18 protein-coding genes are annotated in these 21,777 nt (G+C 26.3%); 3 read left to right on the forward strand and 15 right to left on the reverse strand.

Going from position 1 to position 21,777, the window contains the following annotated elements:
• Positions 1-65 precede the first annotated feature (65 nt).
• The 10 genes from ACTG48_RS16920 to ACTG48_RS16965 form a co-directional block, all read right to left on the reverse strand.
• Complete coding sequence (locus ACTG48_RS16920; protein WP_021385955.1) at positions 66-812, reverse strand: DUF2087 domain-containing protein; 747 nt, start codon at positions 810-812, stop codon at positions 66-68.
• A gap of 353 nt (positions 813-1,165) precedes the next feature.
• Positions 1,166-1,636: a PTS sugar transporter subunit IIA gene (locus ACTG48_RS16925; RefSeq protein ID WP_021386073.1), complete on the reverse strand. Its 471-nt coding sequence runs from the start codon at positions 1,634-1,636 to the stop codon at positions 1,166-1,168.
• A 24-nt stretch (positions 1,637-1,660) separates the two neighbouring features.
• Positions 1,661-2,260 carry a KpsF/GutQ family sugar-phosphate isomerase gene (locus ACTG48_RS16930; RefSeq protein WP_021386113.1) on the reverse strand — a complete coding sequence of 200 codons (600 nt, stop codon included), beginning with the start codon at positions 2,258-2,260 and terminating at the stop codon, positions 1,661-1,663.
• Positions 2,261-2,279: 19 nt separating this feature from the next.
• Positions 2,280-3,461, reverse strand: a complete 1,182-nt coding sequence (locus ACTG48_RS16935) for a MalY/PatB family protein (protein WP_479917465.1) — start codon at positions 3,459-3,461, stop codon at positions 2,280-2,282.
• On the reverse strand, positions 3,454-5,031 hold the full coding sequence (locus ACTG48_RS16940; RefSeq protein ID WP_021385997.1) for a PTS transporter subunit EIIC: 1,578 nt from the start codon (positions 5,029-5,031) through the stop codon (positions 3,454-3,456). Before ACTG48_RS16940 ends, ACTG48_RS16935 begins: the two co-directional genes overlap by 8 nt.
• 433 nt (positions 5,032-5,464) lie before the next feature.
• Positions 5,465-6,301, reverse strand: a complete 837-nt coding sequence (locus ACTG48_RS16945) for a PRD domain-containing protein (protein ID WP_021386110.1) — start codon at positions 6,299-6,301, stop codon at positions 5,465-5,467.
• 901 nt (positions 6,302-7,202) lie between these two features.
• The gene (locus tag ACTG48_RS16950; RefSeq protein WP_044213924.1) at positions 7,203-7,907 is read right to left on the reverse strand and encodes an ATP-binding cassette domain-containing protein; all 705 of its coding nucleotides are present in this window, start codon (positions 7,905-7,907) and stop codon (positions 7,203-7,205) included.
• 10 nt (positions 7,908-7,917) lie between these two features.
• On the reverse strand, positions 7,918-9,279 hold the full coding sequence (locus ACTG48_RS16955; RefSeq protein WP_479917466.1) for an FtsX-like permease family protein: 1,362 nt from the start codon (positions 9,277-9,279) through the stop codon (positions 7,918-7,920).
• Between the two features lie 63 nt (positions 9,280-9,342).
• Complete coding sequence (locus tag ACTG48_RS16960) at positions 9,343-10,389, reverse strand: sensor histidine kinase (protein ID WP_479917467.1); 1,047 nt, start codon at positions 10,387-10,389, stop codon at positions 9,343-9,345.
• Positions 10,377-11,048, reverse strand: coding sequence for a response regulator transcription factor (locus tag ACTG48_RS16965; RefSeq protein ID WP_021386039.1), 672 nt, complete (start codon positions 11,046-11,048; stop codon positions 10,377-10,379). The genes ACTG48_RS16960 and ACTG48_RS16965 overlap by 13 nt, the downstream gene beginning before the upstream one ends.
• 343 nt (positions 11,049-11,391) lie before the next feature.
• On the opposite strand from ACTG48_RS16965, the gene ACTG48_RS16970 reads away from it, so the two are divergent.
• A complete protein-coding gene (locus tag ACTG48_RS16970) occupies positions 11,392-12,666 on the forward strand; it encodes an aminotransferase class V-fold PLP-dependent enzyme (RefSeq protein WP_479917468.1) in 1,275 nt (424 codons plus the stop codon).
• 255 nt (positions 12,667-12,921) lie between these two features.
• On the opposite strand, the gene ACTG48_RS16975 is transcribed toward ACTG48_RS16970, so the two are convergent.
• The gene (locus tag ACTG48_RS16975; RefSeq protein WP_479917469.1) at positions 12,922-13,806 is read right to left on the reverse strand and encodes an NAD(P)/FAD-dependent oxidoreductase; all 885 of its coding nucleotides are present in this window, start codon (positions 13,804-13,806) and stop codon (positions 12,922-12,924) included.
• 171 nt (positions 13,807-13,977) lie between these two features.
• Positions 13,978-14,295, reverse strand: coding sequence for a thioredoxin (gene trxA / locus ACTG48_RS16980; protein WP_021385981.1), 318 nt, complete (start codon positions 14,293-14,295; stop codon positions 13,978-13,980).
• A 254-nt stretch (positions 14,296-14,549) separates the two neighbouring features.
• Between trxA and ACTG48_RS16985 the strand changes: the two genes are divergently transcribed.
• Both ACTG48_RS16985 and ACTG48_RS16990 read left to right on the forward strand, forming a co-directional pair.
• Positions 14,550-15,296, forward strand: a complete 747-nt coding sequence (locus ACTG48_RS16985; protein WP_479917470.1) for a TrmB family transcriptional regulator — start codon at positions 14,550-14,552, stop codon at positions 15,294-15,296.
• Complete coding sequence (locus ACTG48_RS16990) at positions 15,289-16,170, forward strand: PhzF family phenazine biosynthesis protein (RefSeq protein WP_021385976.1); 882 nt, start codon at positions 15,289-15,291, stop codon at positions 16,168-16,170. The genes ACTG48_RS16985 and ACTG48_RS16990 overlap by 8 nt, the downstream gene beginning before the upstream one ends.
• A 205-nt stretch (positions 16,171-16,375) precedes the next feature.
• Here the strand turns inward: ACTG48_RS16990 and ACTG48_RS16995 are convergent, their stop codons facing one another.
• From ACTG48_RS16995 to ACTG48_RS17005, 3 genes are all read right to left on the reverse strand, one after another.
• Positions 16,376-17,731, reverse strand: a complete 1,356-nt coding sequence (locus tag ACTG48_RS16995; RefSeq protein WP_021385961.1) for a peptide MFS transporter — start codon at positions 17,729-17,731, stop codon at positions 16,376-16,378.
• A 1,925-nt stretch (positions 17,732-19,656) separates the two neighbouring features.
• Positions 19,657-20,160: a CarD family transcriptional regulator gene (locus ACTG48_RS17000; RefSeq protein WP_234781145.1), complete on the reverse strand. Its 504-nt coding sequence runs from the start codon at positions 20,158-20,160 to the stop codon at positions 19,657-19,659.
• A gap of 205 nt (positions 20,161-20,365) precedes the next feature.
• The gene (locus tag ACTG48_RS17005; RefSeq protein WP_479917471.1) at positions 20,366-21,775 is read right to left on the reverse strand and encodes a vWA domain-containing protein; all 1,410 of its coding nucleotides are present in this window, start codon (positions 21,773-21,775) and stop codon (positions 20,366-20,368) included.
• Positions 21,776-21,777: the final 2 nt, after the last annotated feature.

A 21,777-nucleotide genomic window follows, 5' to 3' on the forward strand; every position in this document is an offset into this window, starting at 1 on the left:
TTAACTCCTTCCATAATTAACAAAGTAAAAATAGCATTATATGTTAGTAGATTTTACTATTATCATTATGTTAACCAATACTTTGTACATTCTTTATTTCTACTCATAAAACCATATTCAATTAAGTATCTTCTAATTGTTGCAAAATCATTATATATTGATTCTAAAATCTTATTAACTTCCTTTTCTGAGTATTGCTTTCCATATTCAAATTGTTCCAAAATCTTGGATAAAATTACAACCTTTTTCTTTTCCTTTGAGGAAAATACTTTTAATTTTAGAGGGTTCATACTTTCAAATGAAGTTTCTAAAATGTGTTTTCTCTCTTCTTCAGTTACTACATATCTTTCATCAACCATTCTAGCATGTTCATGTATTGGTACTATAGTACTACCTCTATTAGGTTTTTCTTCAAATACAGACTCATATAATGCTAAATATAGTTTAGCTTGTTTTGCTTTTTCTCTAAACATAAATTTTTGATGGCGAATAGTGGATGTAGATACTTCAATCTTTTTTGCAATTTCCTTATCTGGTAAATCACTAATGAATAATTGAAATAAGTGTTTTTGATTTTCAGTCAGTGTGTTGTACTTTGAATCACCATTAATCAATTTTTCCAAATAATCACTGTGCTCTAATTCCATATGTAATTCAATGGCTTTTGAAGCTTCAAAGAATCTATCACCTATTCTGTATATCTCTCCAACTTCATACGTTTTTGTACATGTAATGCAAGTATAACAATTTAACTCATCATTAAATACATAACCTCGTTTAATATCATTAATAGAAAGATTTTCAATTTTCATACCTCTACCTCCGCTCTATGGTTTATAGTTTTAATAGATATATTATATTAAAGTTTATTTATTTAGTCAACTTTTTTATTTTTTGTTTGCAACATCTACTTATTCATTAGTTTTAAATTACAATATACAAAACAATATATCTAAACAAATATATCTAAATTATTAGTTATATGAGTACTTATTTGTCTTATTTAACATTAAATATTTTTCTATATACATAAAACTATTTAATATTTACAAAACAAAAGGAACTCCTCAATTAATAATTAAAGAATTCCTTTTTATTCAACAAATCTATGTAATTAAACTTATAAAACATAAATTTATAAATACTAGTCTTGTACCTTAGTTTTTTATTTAAACTCAATTACAGTATCTTTTCCACCCTCAACACTATTACCTACATTATATGTATTCATGTTGTACTCTGAATAGTTAGTTATTGTAACTGGAGTAATAAGTGATATCCCCTTTGATTCAATCAAAGAACGGTTAATTTTCAACATTGGTGTTCCTTCTTTTACTTGTTCACCCACACTTACTAATGCTTCAAACCCTTCTCCTTTTAAATTTACAGTATCTAATCCAATATGAATAAGAAGCTCCATTCCATTTTCTAATTCTATCACGAATGCATGTTTAGTCTCTGCTATTACTGCTATCTTTCCATTAATTGGTGCATAAACAATATCTCCTGTAGAATCTATAGCTACACCTTCTCCCATAAGTTTTTGAGAAAATACAGCATCTGGAATTTTAGATAATTCTATTACTTTTCCTGATATGGGTGACTTTATTGATTTTTTTTTAAACATTTTGAACATAAAGCATACTCTCCTTTTTTACTTTTAACCATTATTTGCTGCTTTTAATTTCTCTCCTAGGCTTCCTCCTGGATGATATTTATAAAAATCAGCTGAATCAAAGTTACTATTCTTAGATAATGCACATGCAATAGAATCTCCTAAAACTAAAGTAATCGTAGATGATGTTGTTGGTGCTAAATTTAAGTGGTCTGCTTCATCCTTTGCAGGATATATTAAAGCATAATCACACTCTTTTGCCAATACTGAATTTCTATTTGAAGTAAATGCAATTGTTTTAGAACCTATTGCTTTAACATACTTTATACAATTTACTACTTCCATAGAATTTCCACTATTTGAGATTAAAATTGTAATATCTTTACTTTCAATCATTCCCAAATCTCCATGTACTGCCTCTGTTGCATGTACAAAAAAACTTGGTGTCCCAGTGCTAGCAAATGTAGCTGCCAATTTCTTGCCTATATGTGCAGATTTACCTACTCCCATAAAAATTACTTTACCTTCACAGTTGGCAATTTCATTAACTATACTTTCATATTCAATACCTGCTTCATCTATTAAACACTTTATGGCATTCATTTCAGTAGTCATAACATCAACCATTGTTTTTAAATAGCTCATAACTATCTCCCCTTCTATATTAAATATTTTTTGCAATATAATCTATAGTTTTTTTAACTCTATTTAAACCATCTTCAAGTTTTTCTCTTGAACATGCTACATTTAACCTTAAATAAAACTCACTTTCTTCACCATATACGTTTCCTGACATAATAGCTACTTCTCCAATATCCATCAATAACTTTTGGAATTCCTCACTACTTATCTTAAGGTCAGAAAAATCTATCCAAGCAAAGTAACAACCTTCTGGCATAATCAATTTTAATGGTTCTAAACTATCTTTTATATAATTAATTGTATATTCAAGGTTACCTTTAAGATATTTTAATAGCTCATCCAACCAATATTCACAATCATTATAACAAACCATTGTTGCTAGTATTGCTAGTATTGCAGGTGAATTTACAAAATCACGGTATCTAGTGATATTTTCAAATTGATTTCTAATACTTTCATTTGGTATAATCACATATGACCCAGTTAATGCTGGTATATTAAAAGTCTTAGATGCTGATGTACAAATAAATATAGAATCTAAATAGCTTTCTGCAACCTTTAAGATAGGAGTCATTCTATTATCATATACAATATCCATATGTATATCATCTGATATTATCTTTACATTATTGTCCTTACATATACCTACAATCTTAGCGAGTTCTAATTCACTCCATACTCTTCCAGTTGGATTATGAGGATTACATAAAATAAATATCTTAGATTTTTTGCATTTTTTCTCAAAATCCTCAAAATCAATCAAATATAATCCACCTTCATTTACAAGAGGCGATTTTATAATATTACGATTATTATTTGCTATAACATCATAAAAAGCATTATATGCAGGAGTATTTATCAGGATTCCATCTCCTTCATCACTAAATATCTCAATAAGTTTACTAATTGAGTACATTACACTAGGACTGTAATATATCCAATTACTGTCAATACTACAATTAAACCTTCTAATGTACCAATTCGTAACTGAATTTCTAAAATCATCATGTTTCCATCTACTGTATCCCAAAACTCTATGATTTAATCTTTCTTGTAAGACTTCTGTTATTTCATATGGAAACTCTAAGTCCATATCTGATATTGTAAAAGGAAGTAACCCCTTTTTTCCAAATCTATCTTCTACATAGTCCCATTGGGTACAATATGTACCCAATCGGTCTATTTTTTTATCAAAGTTAATCATTACATGCCTCCAAATGACCTTCCATAGCTTTATCCATCTGCTTTCTTAAAGAATACACTTGAGTCCCTATAATTACTTGTATTGTGTGTTCGTCTAATTTAACAACTGCTATACCACCAGCTTCTTTAATTGCATCCTCATTTATTAGTGATACATCTTGTAATTTTAAACGTAGTCTAGTTACACAATTATCTAATGATAATATATTAGATTGTCCACCTAAAGCAGCTATCATTTGCTGTCCTTTATATGTAGATAGATTTTTAAAATCTGAACCATTTCCCTCAGATACTTTTATTTCTTTATCCTCACGTCCTGGAGTCTTTATATTAAACTTAATAATTGCCCACTTAAATACAAAATAGTATATTGCAAAGTATAAGGCTGCTACTAATACTGCTATTGGCCATCCTGTAGCTGTACCTCTTAACACACCAAAACTTATAAATGCAATTAAATCTCCTGTGAATCCCATTAATACACCTAAGTATGGAAGTACCATGTTTGCTAAACCATTCATAAATGTATGGAAAGCAAATAATGCTGGTGAGATAAATAAGAATAAGAATTCTATTGGCTCACTTATACCACCTATAATAACTGTCAACACTCCTGATATTAAAAGTCCTTTAAGCGCTTTTCTATTTTCTGGTTTTGCTGTACGATATATAGCTAGTGCAGCACCAGCTAATCCATATTGAATCATTAATTTACCTTGTTCCATTTTACCAGCTAAATCAAGAGGTATAATCTGATTATTCTCTACATATGCCATAAACATATTCAATGTACCAAAGTATGTTTCTCCGTCAATAACAGCAGTTCCACCTATTGGTGTAAAACGGAATACTGATGTTACAAGATGATTTAATCCAAATGGAATTGTAACTCTTTCTGCCACTGCATATGAGAAATAGCCTAATGGTCCTGCTGAAGAAATCCATTTTCCTAAATTTTGGAACGCATTGAAAAATGGTGGCCAAACAATAGGTATTAATAATCCAACAATACTCATAACTATTAAACTAACAATTGGAACTAATCTTGGACCACTGTAGAATCCTAATGATTCTGGCATTTTTAAATTACTAACTTTATCATATATTGCATAAACAATTAAACCTGCTACAATACCACCTAAAACACTTGTATTGTATGTTTGTATCCCCATAATCATAGCTTGACCATTAGTTGACATTTGGTCTACTGGTACTAATAAATCAGCTCTTGTTAAATAAAAATTTGTACCTATATGCATTGCTATAAATCCTACTAAACCTGAAAACGCTCCAAACTCTTTTTCTTTTTTTAATAATCCTAATGGAATTGCCATTGCAAATAATGCTCCCAAATTATTAAATGCAAATAATCCTATTGTCAGCATGAAATTTAAAATCATGTTAACATATTCATTTCCTAAAAATGGAACCATAGCAATCATCTTAGGGTCTGTAAAACCTGCACCAAGTCCTAACATCATCCCTGAAACACTAAGTAGTGCTATTGGGAACATAAACGTTTTTCCTAACATTTGGAAGAAGTTCCATAAACCTAACTTATTTTTTTTCATAATTTTACCCTCCTATTTTTATCTAAAAACATAATCAAATTTATAGAAAAACCTAAATCAAAAAACTCAATCTAATAATTAAGTTCAATGATTTAGGTTTTGCCTGCTTAACCAGTTACAATCCTAAAACTCACTGTCTATATTTAATAAAAAAACCTAAATCAAAAAACTTAACCTAATAGTTAAATTCAATGATTTAGGTTTTGCCTGCTTAACCAGTTACAATCCTAAAACTCACTGCTTGTATTTAATAAAAAAACCTAAATCAAAAAACTTAATCTAATAGTTAAGTTCAATGATTTAGGTTTTGCCTGCTTAACCAGTTACAATCCTAAAACTCACTGTCTGTATTTAATAAAAAAGCCTAAATCAAAAAACTTAATCTATAGTTAAGTTCAATGACTTAGGTTTTGCCTGCTTATCAGTTACAATCCTAACAACCACTGTTTGTTATTTTATTTATGTGAATCATTAGATATAATTCTTCTTCTTTACTAATTTTATATTCAAACATGTCTAATACCAATGCTGCAATTTCCTCAGTACATATTTTAGGTTTATTATAATTTTTATTTACCAATTTGTACATATCTTCAATATCACTATCTTTATAAGTTTCTTTTCTTAAAATCCTTTGAACAAAAAACTTTAAGTGAGTTATAAGTCTAGTGTAATTTAGTGAATTTACATCTAATTTAAACCCATGTACTTCTTCAATTATCTGAATAACTTGCTTTGAAAACTCAAGTATATTAATACCTTCATCTTTTTGAGAATTCTCCAAACCATTGATTATATGAATAGCAATATATCCTGCTTCATCTTCAGGCAATTTTACTCCTATCCTTTTTTCAATTTCATCAATTGCCCATAATCCAAATTCAAATTCTTCTCTATAAAGTTGTTTTGTCTCATTCAATATTAAGTTTGGTAATTTTATACCTTGTTTTTCTCTTTGGACAGCGAATTCTATGTGACTAGTTAAGGCTAATATTATTGAATCATTCACTTGAGTATTTAAAACTTCATTAGCCTTTTCTATAATTTCTTCTGAAATTTTAAAGTATTCAATAGAGGTCTTATTAAGTATTTGATTGTATTTGTCTTTTTGATTATCTTGAACAAAATATTTCTTAGAAATCAAATTTTCATCTATCAAATCTCCTACTTTTTTCTTGAATCCAACTCCAGCACCAGTAACAATTATTTCTGTGCCATCTTCTAAGGAGCTTACTACGACATTGTTATTAAATATTTTTTTTATATTCACTATAAATCCCCTCTAAAAAAAATCTCTCATCACACTTACATAGTATATTATATTTAATTTAATGTCAATATTTAAAATTTTATTTTCGAATATATTTTGCATTTTACCCTATAATACTACAATAACAAAATATTTTAATTATTCTTAATCAAATTATCATATTTTGTCGTTTTTTTATTTAAATATATTTAAATATTTCTTTTGTATATTCAATTAGTTAAAATTAATCGACATTTTATATTCTGAAACTAATTTCAAACTATTTTCCAGTATTTTCAAGTATTTCAATTTGAACTATATAGATATATATTGAAATTCAAATTATATTGTATTTTTAATTTTTTCTCAAATATATGTATTAACTAATATAAATTTTAATTTAGATAAATTAGGCATAGTTTTTTATAATATATTTTATAATAATTTTTATATTTTGTTTTATGTTTTTTTATTAGATTATTATACTTATATGTCTATAATTACTTATAAAATCATTTTTTCTAATTATTTACAATACATTTTAACTACTTTTATTTAGTCATATCTTTAATATTTTTATAAGTTTACTGGTCATATTTATCATTAGTTTCAATTAATATTTAACATTTTATGTAAAATTTATAAAAAAATGTATATAAATTTAAATAAGTGACTATACTAAAAATATGATACGGATAACCAATAAGTTCAACCTATCTCCCCCAAAATAGAATGAGTTACAGTTTCCCCCAACTGTAGCTCATTTTCGTGTAATTTAATAATTTAATTGTCCTATACTTTTTGATATCTTCATAAAAAATATATAGACTATTACACAAATTATTTACATAATAACTCATAAATAAAAGCACTATTACAAATTTATAATAATGCTTTTATCTTAATCTATCTTATTATATTTTTAGTCTATCCTATTATCTCTACTTTTTATAAACATCAATTTGCCATTACTTATTCCCCATAACTCATCTGAACATAAAGCAATTCTATCTAAAGTTGTAGCTATTATCACACATTTATTATCTTTAGATGCTAGTTTGTAAAGTATATCTACCAAGCTTTTTTTGCTTTTATCATCAGTACTTTCTATAATATCATCATTTTCTATGATATCATCACAAATTATTAAACTTGGATTATTAGACAATGCTCTAGCAATACAGACTCTCTTCTTATCATAGTTAGATAAATCTTTCACTTTACAATTTGCTTTTTCCTTATTAATTCCTACTTTTTGTAGAGTCTTATATACAATTTCATCCTTATTCTTTTCTCTGTTTCCACCAACCAACATAGTCATAATAATATTATCTAAAACAGTGGCATCATTTAACAAGTTGTAACCTTTAAATATTGCACCTACATACTTACTTCTATAAATATTTTTATTTATATCTTTTAAATCTTCACCATTATATATAATACTTCCACTAGTACAATCATCGAGACCCGATATTGTAGACAATAAAGTACTCTTTCCCGCTCTAGTTTTTCCTATAATAACATACATTTTTCCAGTTTCAAACTCTGCACTCATATCTTTTAATACAAACTTACTACTGCCCTCATATTTATAATTAACATCAATTAATTTAAGTATTGGCAATCTCCATCACCTAATTTCTATCATAAATTATTTGTATTGGCTTGTACATAATTGTACTATATATGGATACTATACTAGTCAACAATATCAATATAATTGCCATAATAATTATATTAAACATAAATTTTAAAGTTGATTTATCTTTTAAATTTTTCATCTCTTGTTTGCTGTTACTATAATTTATGTTTATATCTTTATATCCTCCATAATCAAATACAGAGTCATTATATGTTACATTATATTTATACTGATATTCAAAAACATAATTTGATATTGCTTTTTCTGATATACTTGCAATTCCCAATCCAAGTATAATACATATCAAAATCATTATGATACTTTCATAAACGAAACTTCTAATTATCTTAAATTTAGACATTCCAATTAGTCTCAACACCCCTATATCATATTTTATTTTTTTTATTGATATTACAGAACTTATCATCAATAATATTGAGCCTAACACTAATATTCCAAAAATAGATGTAAAAGCTACACTAGACAAGTGTTTTATTGGTGCCATTAATTTATGATACACTGAATCATCTATAGTAACTTTATATATATCACTTAGCCCTTTATTTCTTAGTTCTTTCTCAAAAACCTTTCTACTATTAGAATCTCTAAGTAAAAAATTAGCACTTGTATAAATCATCTGATTCTCTGGTCTAATCTTTTTTTCAAACTCAAGTAAAGTGTTGTATGAGGTTAATATGTTATTGTATATGCTTATATCTTGAGTATTTTCTACTTTATTGCCATGTTTTTTCTTATATACACCTACTATTTTTAGATTTAACATAGTATTAGCATCATAATCATTTAGCAAAGATATTGTATCTCCAACCTCAGACTCACTAACATTTAGAAAGTCTTCACTTACTATACATTCATTATCTTTTTCAAATAATCTCCCTCTACTCATATCTAAATTATAATATTTAAGATTTATATTTTTATCTGTAAATCCCATAACCACAAAATTTGTGCCTATATCACCATATACAAGATTTTTATCATTACTAACTACAGGTTTTTTATTATTATCAAGATACAAAACAATATTTCCTATAAGTGACATTTTTCTTACATATTTTGATTTTGAAAAGTTTAAATAGTCATCTAAATTTAAAACATTATATCCTCTCAAAGATTCTATTGAATCATTTTGGCCAATCTTTTTTTCATTAATTTTAATACTTACCTTTGACTCAAGTTTTTTCTCATATTTTTGATTTATAATAGATGCACTTAAATTTATTATTGAGAAAATAGCAATTGATAAAACCATTAATAACATAATAACTATACTAAATGAACTATGAATTTTATTTCTAATCAAATTTTTAATTGCATTATTTAAAATATACACTTTATATCTCCTCTTATCAATTGAATACTGTGCTAGCAATATTATTAGAATTTTTATTAATTGTCACTTATATTCTTTAAACACTAAATAAAAAGTTGAACCTTTATTTTCTTCACTTTCAACCCATACAAAACCATTACATAAATTACATACATGCTTTACTAAACTAAGACCTATACCATACCCGTCCTTATTTAATTCATTTATTCTATACCTATCATAAAATATTTTATCTATATGATGCTTATTCATTCCAATGCCATTATCTTTTACCAATACAATAACACTTCCCTTTTGATTTTTTACATTTACATATATATCTTTACCTTCACCATATTTTATTGCATTATCTAAAAGATTGGATACACCTCTATAAATCCACTTTTCTTTTCCATAGATACTCATATTTTCATCTTCATCAAAATCAAAGTTCAAATTGCTATACACTTTAGAATAATTATCACACACTTGTGCACATATTAAAGCTATATCAACCTCATACATATCCTCATTATTTTTTATATCACTTATTGCAAGTACATCTTCTACGCTATTTGAAACTTTATCGAGAGTATTTAATAATTCATTATTTCCATCAAGTTCTAAACTTGTTTTCAATATAGATATAGCGTTTTTTTGTTCATGTGATAAATATGAATTCAATCTTTTATAGTCCTCAATATGAGAATCAAATTTATTTTTTAAGTCTTTATACACTCTAGACATAATAGGGTCTATGCTCAATATTTCGTCCTCATCTTCAATGTTATTTATATTATTTAATATTTCTATTCTTTCTTTAAACTCCAATCTATTTAGTATCGATAAAAGTATGAAATTAGATGTCACTATAAAAGCAAAAAATAATATTATAACTACATTAAAATTATTCTTAAGTATAAGATCATAATTAGTTATTACTCCTTTATCTATATCATATACATTGTCTGGCATCATTTCGCCCTTATATGGAGTTAAATCTCTAGAAATTAAATTCTTATCTATATCAGATATGTTTATAATATATTTTAGACCTATTGTAAAAATTATAAAAACTATAACAGAATATAAAATTAACACTATAGACTTTTTATTCTTTAATCCTTGCATATAGAATATCCTATCCCTCTAGTAGTTATTATTATCTCTTTACCTGCCACTTCTTTTAATTTCTTTTTTAATCTAGCTATATGTACCCTTAGTACAGATGATAAAGGGTCAAAATATTCATCATAAACGTGTTCTGATATATCTATACCTGACACAATATTTGGATATCTACTTGCAATATATTCTGCTATATCAAATTCTTTGCTTCCCAGACTTACTTCTTTATCATATACATATACTTTTCTCGATGCTGGATTTATTGTAATGGGTCCTGCTTTTATATCTGGGTTTGTCCTACCATAAAATCTTCTTATAACTGCTTGTATCCTAGCTCTTAATTCTATAATTTGAAATGGCTTTACTATATAATCATCAGCTCCTAAATCAAGCCCCTTTGCCAACTCATTTACTCCATCTCTTGCTGTTACAATTATTATAGGTATCTCTAGATTATTACTTCTAAAAAATTCTAATATCTCTATTCCATCTTTATCAGGTAAGTTTAAATCTAATAATATAGCATCATAATCGTTTATAAATGCTTTTTCTTCTCCATCTAATCCACAATTTGCTATATCTACTACAAGTCCTTCATTTTCCAAGCCTGACTTTATATTATAAGAAAGTTCCTTATTATCCTCTATTATTAATACTCTCACATAATCATCTCCTAAATAAAATATCAATCTATTTATTATATATAATGAATGTTTATTGAATGTTAACTTCACCTTATAACTATTTATATTTTAAACAAAACTCAACCTTATTATTATTCAAATATTTGCACGTGTCAAATTTGAGTCAATCCAATCTTTTAATGTTTCTAGTAATGGATTTAATAATCTATCTACAAATATTAATAAATTCAATAAATAACTTAACAAGAGCTAATTAACAAAACCCTTTCTAAAAACATAACATATATTAAACAAGCTCTTGATTAAAACTTGAACTTGTTTAATAAAAAATACAATAGTTTGTTAGATAAGGGGTTTTTTTATGCCATTCATGGATTTATCTGAATACATTGAAGGTGCAAATCTTAAAGTTAAAACTAAGAGTAGTGAAACTGTTAAAAGGATATATTTTAACAATTCTGCTACTCCATTAGTTCTAAAAAACGTAGTGGATAATTTAAATTGCGAGATTCCGTGGCTTACTTATATTAATGCTCCAGGAATAATCTCAGAAAAAAATACTTTAGAATATGAGAATGTACGATATACCATTCTAAAACTCATTGATGGAGATAAAGAAAAAGACTCTGTTATTTATGTCAAAAATGCTACAGAAGGAATAAACTTATTAGCGGAATTTTTTAAGAATGAAAGTCCAAATAAACTTGTTATTACTACAGCAATGGAACATATGGCTAATTACCTGCCTTTTAAAGTTAATTTTCCTACAAAAGTTGTTGGAATTACAGAAAAAGGAGAACTTGATTTATGCCAATTAGAGAATATACTTAGAAATAATGCTGGGAATATATCTCTGGTTACGGTTACAGGTGCTAGTAATGTTACAGGTATAACCACTCCTATATATGAAATAGCAAGAATTGCTCATAAATACGGTGCAAAGATATTAGTGGATATTGTTCAAGTAATTCAGCATAAACCTTTTTCAATGATGCCACATGAATGTGCTGAGCATATAGACTTTATTGTTTTTAGTGGACATAAATGCTATTCCCCATTAAATGGTGGGGCTCTAGTAGGTCCTAAAGCATTCTTTGAAAAATTTACTCCTGTATTATATGGTTCAGGTTCTACAAAATTTGTAACCGATGACAAAATAATATATGCAAATATACCTCAACGTTTTGAAGCAGGATATCCAGAGTATTTTGGAACTCTTGCAATGGGAAAATCACTAAACACTTTAAACAAAATTGGTTTAAACAGAATTTCAGAATATGAAAGAGAATTATTTTTATATGCTAAAGAGGAAATGAAGAAAATACCTAATGTGATAATATATGGAGATAAGTCAAACAATGTAATTATCCCAAATATATCTTTTAATATAAGTAATATGTACTATAAGGATGTAGCAAAATATTTGGTTGATAACTTTGGAATAGAAACTGGAGCTGGAGTAGTAGGTGCAGATATTTATGTACAAAAACTGTTAGGTATAAGTCCAAAAGAGGCATATATTAGATTTATGAGGGAAAGTCCTGTAGGGCTTGTTAGAATAAGTTTAGGAATGTACAATACTTTTGATGAGATAGATAAATTTATATATGCTATTAAAACTTTGGCTTTTAAATAAGATTTTTCTATTCTTTTTCAGCAATAGATAAAGATTAATCTTATTTTTACACAAAAAATTAACTCTATTAAAATATTTTTAATCATCAAAAGAAATACATTTTTATACACAACTTATATAAGATTTAATGTAAAAAGGTGAATTCATATAATAGAATTCACCTTTTTACATTAAATCTTTATTTTCAAATAACATTTCTTAATGTTGGGTGGATGTATTAAAAAAATAATACCTTAGGTTTTTATTAATTTTTATCTAATAAGTATTAACAAGCATTGATTTCTTTATCTTCTGCTTATCTAGATAAGAAATTGCACTAGATACAGCTGTCTGACCTTGACCTGCTGATTTTAAATATTGATATGGTTTCCCAGCACAGTCCCCTGCCACATATAAACCTTCAATATTTGTATTCATGTTTTTATCTGATTTTATATGAGAATCTTCTACTTCTAATCCTGGAACCATATATTTTGGTGATACACTATCTTTTATGATAAATATACCATCTATATCCAACTCACTTTTTCTCAATACTAATTTATTGACTAGTTTTCCACCTTTTATTTCTAAGGGTCTATCATCTATTATGTTTATACTACTATTGATTTTATTTTCTAATTTATACATAGGTATATAGTAAACACTACTTGCTATTTCACTTAAAAAATTTGCTTCTTCTTCAGCTTCATGATTGTATCCTATTATAGCCACTTTTTTATCTCTATATAACATTGCATCACATGTTGCACAATATCCTACCCCTTTTCCAAGATATTCTTCTTCTCCATTTATCATTTTTCCATATTCAATACCTGTAGCTAATACAACCGTAGTTGATTCATATGTATCGTTTCCAGAAACTAATGTAAAATATTCACCCATACTATATACATTATTAATTCTTTTTTGAGTTATCTCTATTCCCATATCATCTATGTGCTTTTTAAATTTATCTTTAAGTTCTAAGCCACTTATATTACCAATTCCTAAATAATTTTCTATAGAAGGCGCTTTAATAAGCTTTTGACTTATATCTTCAGTTCCAAATAAAATTATATTTTTATTTCTAATTTTAGCATTTATAGCAGCTGCAAGTCCTGCTGGACCGCTTCCTATTATCGCAATATCATATCTCATAGTTTCACCTATTTTTTATAACCTTTCATTTTTCTTTTATATAAATACTATATCAACAGATGATATCATTGCCAATTAGGCACTTATTTGTAACCGCTTTAAGATTTATACTATATAAACAAAAAAACTCACTATAATGAGTTTTTTGTTTATATATATGAATTATTTTAATTACATATATGATTCAACTTTACTTTTTAAATTATCTTTAGGTATAAAACCTATTAATCTATCTACAGGCTTCCCATCTTTAAATATTATTACAGTTGGTACTGTAGATACTTCAAATTTTTGAGCTAATTCCATACTTTGGTCTATATCCACTTTTAGAAAATCTGTTTTTTCAGCCATCTCATTTCCTAATGCTTCATATACTGGTGATAACATTTTACAAGGTCCACACCAAGTTGCGAAGAAATCTACAACTACTAATCCATCTTTATTTTCTACTTCGTTTATAAATTCATTGTTATTTATTATTTTTGACATAATATATATCTCCTTTATTGTTTTCTTGATATTAATATACTACGACCCATGTAACAGTGCAATTAGTCACTTTTTTGTAACTACTCATTTTTAATAACTTTAATCTCATGCTAAGTATGATTATGAGGTTACATATCTATACTATATATTTTTACTTTCTGCTTAATTATAGTTGACATTTCACTATTTAGGTTATAAAATTAAATTAATAACTACCTATGTAGTTACTAAACTTTTATAAAAGGAGTTTACCTATGGATGATATAGTTAATGAATTACAAAATATAGGATTTACAAAATATGAATCTCAAATATACATAGCATTATTAAAAGAAAATCCTTTAACAGGATACGAGATAAGCAAATTATCAGGTGTCCCACAATCAAAAGTATATGAAAACATAACAAAACTAATAAACAATAATATAATTGTCAATGTTGGAACTGACCCTATTAAATATGTACCTATAAATCCTAGCGAATTATTAAAAAATAAAAAAGAAGAATTTAATAATTCTATAGATAAGCTAAACGACAACTTACAGGTATTAAATAAAGGTAAAAGTATAGAATATGTTTTAAATATAAAAGATAATAAAAATATCTTAAAAAAGGCAATAGAAATGATAAATAATGCAAAACAAGAAATTATACTTTCTTGCCCTTATGAAGAAATTCTTGAACTAAAAAATGACCTTCTAATTGCTTGTAAAAAAAATATTAATGTTGAAATACTTCTTTCAGAAAATAAAAAACTAGAAGGCCTAAGTAATATTCATATCCATGGAGGAAATGATACTACACTTGAAAATAAAAAGCTTTACAGAGGAATTATTTTAATTGTAGATAACAATGAAATACTGACAGGAAACTTATCTAAAGGAAGTGAAGCTATTTCAATCTGGACAAGAAACTCTAATATTTTATATATTGGAGCTCAATACATAAAACATGAAATTTATATTTCAGAAAAAACAAAAGGAGGTTTTAAAAATGAATAAAATTAATATTAAACAAGTTGATGCTTTTACAACTGTACCTTTTGGAGGAAATCCTGCTGGTGTAGTTACTGATGCATCCAATATTTCTGACGAAATCAAGCAAAATGTGGCTAAAGAAATGAACTTATCAGAAACTGCATTTGTTTCAGAATCAAATGTAGCAGATTTCAAGGTACAATTCTTTACACCTGGTTTAGAAGTTGATTTATGTGGTCATGCAACAGTAGGAGCTTTTCATGCACTTTTAGAAGAGGGTAAACTTGATACTAATAAGAATATATTTTATCAAGAAACAAAAGCTGGTGTATTATCTGTAGAGCTTAAAGAAATAGATAATGAAAATATATTTATGATGGAACAAAATCCCCCTGAATTTGAGAATTTAGATAACTACAGAAAAGAACTTGCACAAATGATAGGTGTAAATGAAGATAGATTGCTTGAGTATCCAATTATGAAGGTAAATACTGGACTTTGGTGGCTTGTATTTGGATTAAAATCTTTAGATGATTTAAAAAATATTTCTCCAGACTTAAATGAAATCAAAAAATTTAGTGGTGAAAATAATATAATTGGTATAACTCCATTTTGCATAGAGACTATAGATGAAAAATGTGACTATCATTTAAGATCTATTGCACCATATGTTGGAGTTACAGAAGACCCTGTATGTGGAACTGGAAATGCTTGTGTGTCATCTTATATAGTACAACATAATATTTTAGAAAAAACTAGTTTTATTGGTGAGGAAGGTAACTTTATAAACAGACCTGGAAAAGTATATGTAAATATAGCCAAGGAAAATAATGATATATCTTCTGTAAAAATTGGAGGAAGTGCTTATACTGTTTTAAGTGGAGAAATTATGTATTAATTCTCTATATAATTTAATATAAAAAAATACTAGCCAACTAAGACTAGTATTTTTTTATCTATTTTTTAATAAATTTACTTCAATATATATAATAATATTATGCTTAAACGTAAATTTTTATTCTTCTTACTAATTAGCTATAAATCAACCTAATATAATATAATTATTGTAGATTAATCTATATAAAATAATAATTATTTATTGATTATTTATCATCCTCAACAAGTTTACTTAATGTCTTGTCAGATAAGAATAATAGTATAGCTGCAACAAATAGTATTACTGGAATTACAGTGTATACCTTAATCATATCAAATTTAAGAGTGAATGCATATATATATCCGTATCCTTGACCAGCTAAGAAAGTAGCAAATGTCCATACTCCCATAAGAACACCTAGAAGTTTCTTAGGTGCATACTTACTTACGAAAGAGTTACCAAGTGGTGAGAATAACATTTCTCCAAAACTTAGAAGTATACCAAACATGATTATCCATATTATACTAGCTTTAGCAGTTTCAGGAGCTCCAACACCTCTTGAAAGTTCTGCTCCAACAAGCATTAAGAATGCAAGACCTAAGAATGCTAATCCAAGACCTGTCTTTTTAAATAAACTTATATCTCCTTGTGGTCTACTGGCAAGTTTGAACCATAATGCTCCAAGAACTGGTCCTAATACTATACATACAAGTGCATTTAATGAGTCAAACCAAGCAAGAGGAATTTCAAATCCTCCAATAGTCATGTCTACAAATGCTGCACCATAATCATAAACTGCAAGATAAGTTAAGTACCAGAATAACCAGAATACTACAGAGAAGAATGAAATAAGTATAATAGCCCAAATTCTCTTCTTATCCATACCTGTAAGAGGCGAATTATCTTTTGCTTCAACTTTTTCAGCAACTACGCCTTCTTTAAATGGTCTCTTTCCTGCATTTCCAAGGAATCTCCATCCATATGTGAACCATATTGCACCTATTACACAAAGTACAGCTGCTATGAAGAAACATTGAGAGAATCCAAGTACACCATTTTTTGCAAATGTTTTAGCATAAAGTATACCAACTGCTGTAGTTCCAATAAAAGAACCTATATTAACAAAAGAATACTGTACTGAGAATGCTGTATCAAGTTCTTCTTGATTGTCAAAAAGCTGTCCATTTACTGCAGATACATTTCCTTTAAAGAATGCAGTACCAATTGAAACTAATATTATCATTGCATTTACCATAGAAACTGTAGTTGCAATAGAACCAAGATAATATCCTATCCCCATGATAAGCATACCTATAGGTATAGTATATCTAGCTCCTATCCACCTATCTGATATATATCCCCCAATGATTGGTGCAAGGTATGTGAATGCAACAAGGTTAGCTTGCATTATGGCAGCTTGTCCTTTATCTATTCCAAGACCACCATGAATTACAGCTGTTGTAAGGAATATATAGATTAAAAACTTCGCAGAATAATATGCTGCTCTTTCAAATGAGAAAGTTGTTGAGCAGATATAAAATCCTATAGGGAATTTACCCTTCTTATTTACTGTTGTGCTCATAAGTTTAAATCCTTTCTTAATTGTATTTTTGTATTTTTATATTTTTACGTTTTACCTAGATTCTTTCTTTTGGTGAAAGATTCGGTGATATTGTTTTGTAAAACAATTTGTAATAATTATTAAGATAATTGCGTTTTTATTTGTAGAATTTATTTTTTCATGGAACAAATTAAATATGCTTTTTAATTATAAATTTAAATTATATAAATTCATTATTTTCAGATATATTTATAAATCATTAGATTCTTATTTAAGACCATGAAAAAATCTTCATCATAGCAATTCTTATTTTTTTACGTGATAGTATTTTACAAACTAAATTCCTCCTTTTGTGGCAACTTATATAATTACATTTAAGTGCTTTTTTAAAGGAGTCTCGAATAAAGCAACATATATTTTATTCAAATAATGTTTTTATTTATTTTTTAAATCTCTATGTTACTTCGTCTAACCAATTCTCAACTTAAATAAATAAACTACTATCCATTCACATATTAGATTTATTTCTTATGATATAAGACTATACTAAACACTGTGAATCTAAACATAAAAACTGTTATTTTAAAGTGATTATCCATATATTCGCTTTAATACTATTAACTGAAGCTATATTATGTATTTATAATATATTTTCCATAAAAATGCTTCAATTTGAAAACTTTTTCACGAATATTTATTTTCCACCTCCCCCTATTTATTTCACCATGTAAATCGTACCATAAATACATACTTATATGCAAGAAAAAAATCGATTAATCGACAGTAAATAATTAGAAAAATTTAAATTATATTTATCAAGTATATTATATATATTTTTTTATATGGAAATATAAGTTAAATCAATATCTAGAATGGTTTTTTAGAAATGAAATTTTAATCTTTTTCTTAATTTACTTATTTTCAAAAATAAGTTTTTTGTATCCAATATATAATAATCAAATTACATACTATTAACATCTATTTTTTTAAGAATAAAAACGATAAATTAAGAAATGAAATAAATCCAAATTGAGTTTTATAAGTTCTATTAAGATAATTAAATAATTGTTATATATTTAATTATCTTAATAGAATTCATTAATTTTTAAACTTATATGTATCTTATCTTGTAAAAATGATTCTTTATCTTAAATTTCTAAACATAGATAAATACAATTATTTCAAATGTGTTATAAGTAATCTAACTAATCACATCAATAAATATTTTTTTAACAAATTTAAATTATTTATAAATAATTATATTTATTTATTATTCAAATAATATTTTATCTAAAAAAGAAAAAGTTTGTTTAAAAATAAACTTTTTAATTATTCTATATTACTCCTATAAAATACTTAATAAATTTCGCACATCTATAATTTTTCAGGTTAGACTATAAATATGCAGTAATTATCTTAGTTATAAATTACAATAGATATTTAGTCTTATTTTGTCGATTATATTTTTTATAAGATTTCCTAATCTAGATACATTCTATTACAATAGATTTTCATGTCTAAAAAATAGCACCTAAAAAATAACTATAAATAAAATTTAAATAAGATGGATTCTATTTAACATAGTATCCATCTTATTTACTCGAAACAAAAAAACTTTTTGATAGTATTATACATTTTAGAATCTAGATAACTCATCATACTATTAACCTAGATAATCAATTTTTAAAAATGACTAAAAACAACAATAAAATATTGATAACCACCTATTTTAAAGTTGTTGTTAAATTTCATTTTATCTTTTATGTTGAATGTTAATTTTTCAACTTTATTACAGTCTATATTTAAATTATGTATAATTACTTTAAATTCAATATTTTTTTACATTCTAATACTTATAATCTATAATTACATTATTCTCGTATTTTTTTAATTATATTATATTTTATTAGATTATGATTTTTAAATAAAAGATACTATAAAATACTTTATTGAGGTATATGACTTGATATATATGAACTAACTTCATCAGGAGAGATATCTAAAATAGTTGCAAACTCTTCATTCAATAATCTTTCGGCTTCTTTCATTATATTGTCGTCTGCTTGATGTGTTTTTTTACCAATAGATTTTACATACTCTTTATTATCATATATACTTCTTATTAATTTTATTAGCTCTTCACATTTACCATTTCTAAGTATTTTTTTAAATTGCTCACTTCTTGTTTTTTCATTATCTATCCATAGTGTATCCATATTAGGAATATCATTTATTAATGAAATAACATTAATTTTAGAAAGTAACTTTCTCATTGGTACTTTCTCATTATCTACAGGAATTTTTATTACTGTATTATTAGAATAAATAGGGCTCAACACATAATACTCTCTTTTTATTCCATTTGTAAATTTTTCATTTGTTATGTCTAGAACCTTGCATACTCCTGTCATACCATACATTATATAATCATCAACCTTAAACAAAAACATCACCCTCCTTAATAAAAAATAGCTTTGACAACTGAATTCATCTTGCCAAAACTATTTGCTATATATTAATTTTAACATATTTTGGTACTTTAATGTAAATAAAACTTATATTATTAAAATAAAAAAATACATTAACTACTAGTTAACGTATTTTTTAGATTTACATAGTAAATATAACTTAAAATAGTTTATCTTCTATGAGTACTTATAAAATTGGTGCTTGACTATTCATTGAATATCCATCATTTCTTACATCATTTATCTCTAAAATTTCGCCCTTTATTTCGACTTTTGTAAGTTTCTTAACTGCTCCATAAGACTCTTTCAATGAAAGTTCATCTCCTCTTCCAGAAATAACCCATAAAATCTTATACCCTTTAGGTGCTATTTGTAGCTTATTTTCACCTTTTCCATCAGTAAAGTAAACTAATAAATTAATCTTTTTATTATTAGCATATTCAAAAACTGGAGAAAATCTAGTACCTCCACCTATCCTAATTCTATCTTTTATGTCTTTTTCAGTTCTCACCTTATATACACGTCTAATTTCATTATCACACTCTATAATCGTAATTTCATGACTATAGTTTTTTACGATATTAAGAACCTCTTTAATCGCTTGTTTAAACTCTTCATCACTGATACTTCCACTTATATCAAGTGCAACTGCTATTTCTGCCTTATGACTTCTAAGTTCACCCCTCAAGTCTAATCTATTTGGTTGTCTTCTATTTCTTCTTGTTATAGTCTTCTTTTTATTACTTTCAACGGTTCCCATTATCCTATTAAGATACAAATTCCATGGCAATTCACCTTTACTATTTTTAAGTGACGATATCATACTTTCTAAATAAGCAGGAATTGTACCTTTTTGAGAACTATCAATAAACTTTTCAGTAAATTCTTTAAGCATTTTTTCATCTATGTCGTTAGATTCTTCCCAAATATTATGAGTTTTTTCTGGGCTATAATCAGTTTCTATATTTCCATACTTATCACTATCATCTTCTTCCCCATCTTCATCCTCTTCTAGTAAATCTAATTCAGTTTGAATCTTTTCTACATAATATTCAAAAGGTTCATATGGCTCAAGTTTTAAGGAATATTTTAAATTTACCCATTCCAAGGTAGTTGCATATGGTGGTAAATTATTCAAAAATTTATTTACTACTATGTCCATTGCCATGTTGATAGCTAATGTACTATACTTTCCTTTTAATTCCTTTGCTCTCACCAAATGCATAGATAATATGTGATGAATTTCATGTTTGATTGTAGTCTCCATTTGTTTTATGTCAAGTGTTAAAAAAATCATTGGATTAAAGTATATAACATACTTAGCTCCTTTAAAATTCACACCCGTAGGACTACTTATATCAAATCGTATCTCTCTTGACATCTGAAATAAAAAATATCCATAAAAATTGTCCTTTTCTTCCATAAGACTTAAATTAACTTTATCTATAAGGTTAAAAAATTCATATTTAAAATCTTGTGGTATATCTACATCAAATTTCTCATTGGCACGATTCGCCTTTAGCATAGAATGAGTACTTATAATTTCACTTGCTTTATTATAAAGTTCTTTTGCTTGCTTATTAAAATAATTTTCCATAC

Source organism: Clostridioides sp. LIBA-6822 (assembly GCF_056688955.1).

Excerpts from the sequence above, each read along its gene's own strand:
- ACTG48_RS16975 (WP_479917469.1), bottom strand. The coding sequence starts at position 13,806 with ATGAGATATGATATTGCGATAATAGGAAGCGGTCCAGCAGGACTTGCA.
- ACTG48_RS16920 (WP_021385955.1), bottom strand. The coding sequence starts at position 812 with ATGAAAATTGAAAATCTTTCTATTAATGATATTAAACGAGGTTATGTA.
- trxA (WP_021385981.1), bottom strand. The coding sequence starts at position 14,295 with ATGTCAAAAATAATAAATAACAATGAATTTATAAACGAAGTAGAAAAT.
- ACTG48_RS16990 (WP_021385976.1), top strand. The coding sequence starts at position 15,289 with ATGAATAAAATTAATATTAAACAAGTTGATGCTTTTACAACTGTACCT.
- ACTG48_RS16960 (WP_479917467.1), bottom strand. The coding sequence starts at position 10,389 with ATGCAAGGATTAAAGAATAAAAAGTCTATAGTGTTAATTTTATATTCT.
- ACTG48_RS16985 (WP_479917470.1), top strand. The coding sequence starts at position 14,550 with ATGGATGATATAGTTAATGAATTACAAAATATAGGATTTACAAAATAT.
- ACTG48_RS16935 (WP_479917465.1), bottom strand. The coding sequence starts at position 3,461 with ATGATTAACTTTGATAAAAAAATAGACCGATTGGGTACATATTGTACC.
- ACTG48_RS16930 (WP_021386113.1), bottom strand. The coding sequence starts at position 2,260 with ATGAGCTATTTAAAAACAATGGTTGATGTTATGACTACTGAAATGAAT.
- ACTG48_RS17000 (WP_234781145.1), bottom strand. The coding sequence starts at position 20,160 with ATGTTTTTGTTTAAGGTTGATGATTATATAATGTATGGTATGACAGGA.
- ACTG48_RS17005 (WP_479917471.1), bottom strand. The coding sequence starts at position 21,775 with ATGGAAAATTATTTTAATAAGCAAGCAAAAGAACTTTATAATAAAGCA.
- ACTG48_RS16925 (WP_021386073.1), bottom strand. The coding sequence starts at position 1,636 with ATGTTCAAAATGTTTAAAAAAAAATCAATAAAGTCACCCATATCAGGA.
- ACTG48_RS16940 (WP_021385997.1), bottom strand. The coding sequence starts at position 5,031 with ATGAAAAAAAATAAGTTAGGTTTATGGAACTTCTTCCAAATGTTAGGA.
- ACTG48_RS16995 (WP_021385961.1), bottom strand. The coding sequence starts at position 17,731 with ATGAGCACAACAGTAAATAAGAAGGGTAAATTCCCTATAGGATTTTAT.
- ACTG48_RS16970 (WP_479917468.1), top strand. The coding sequence starts at position 11,392 with ATGCCATTCATGGATTTATCTGAATACATTGAAGGTGCAAATCTTAAA.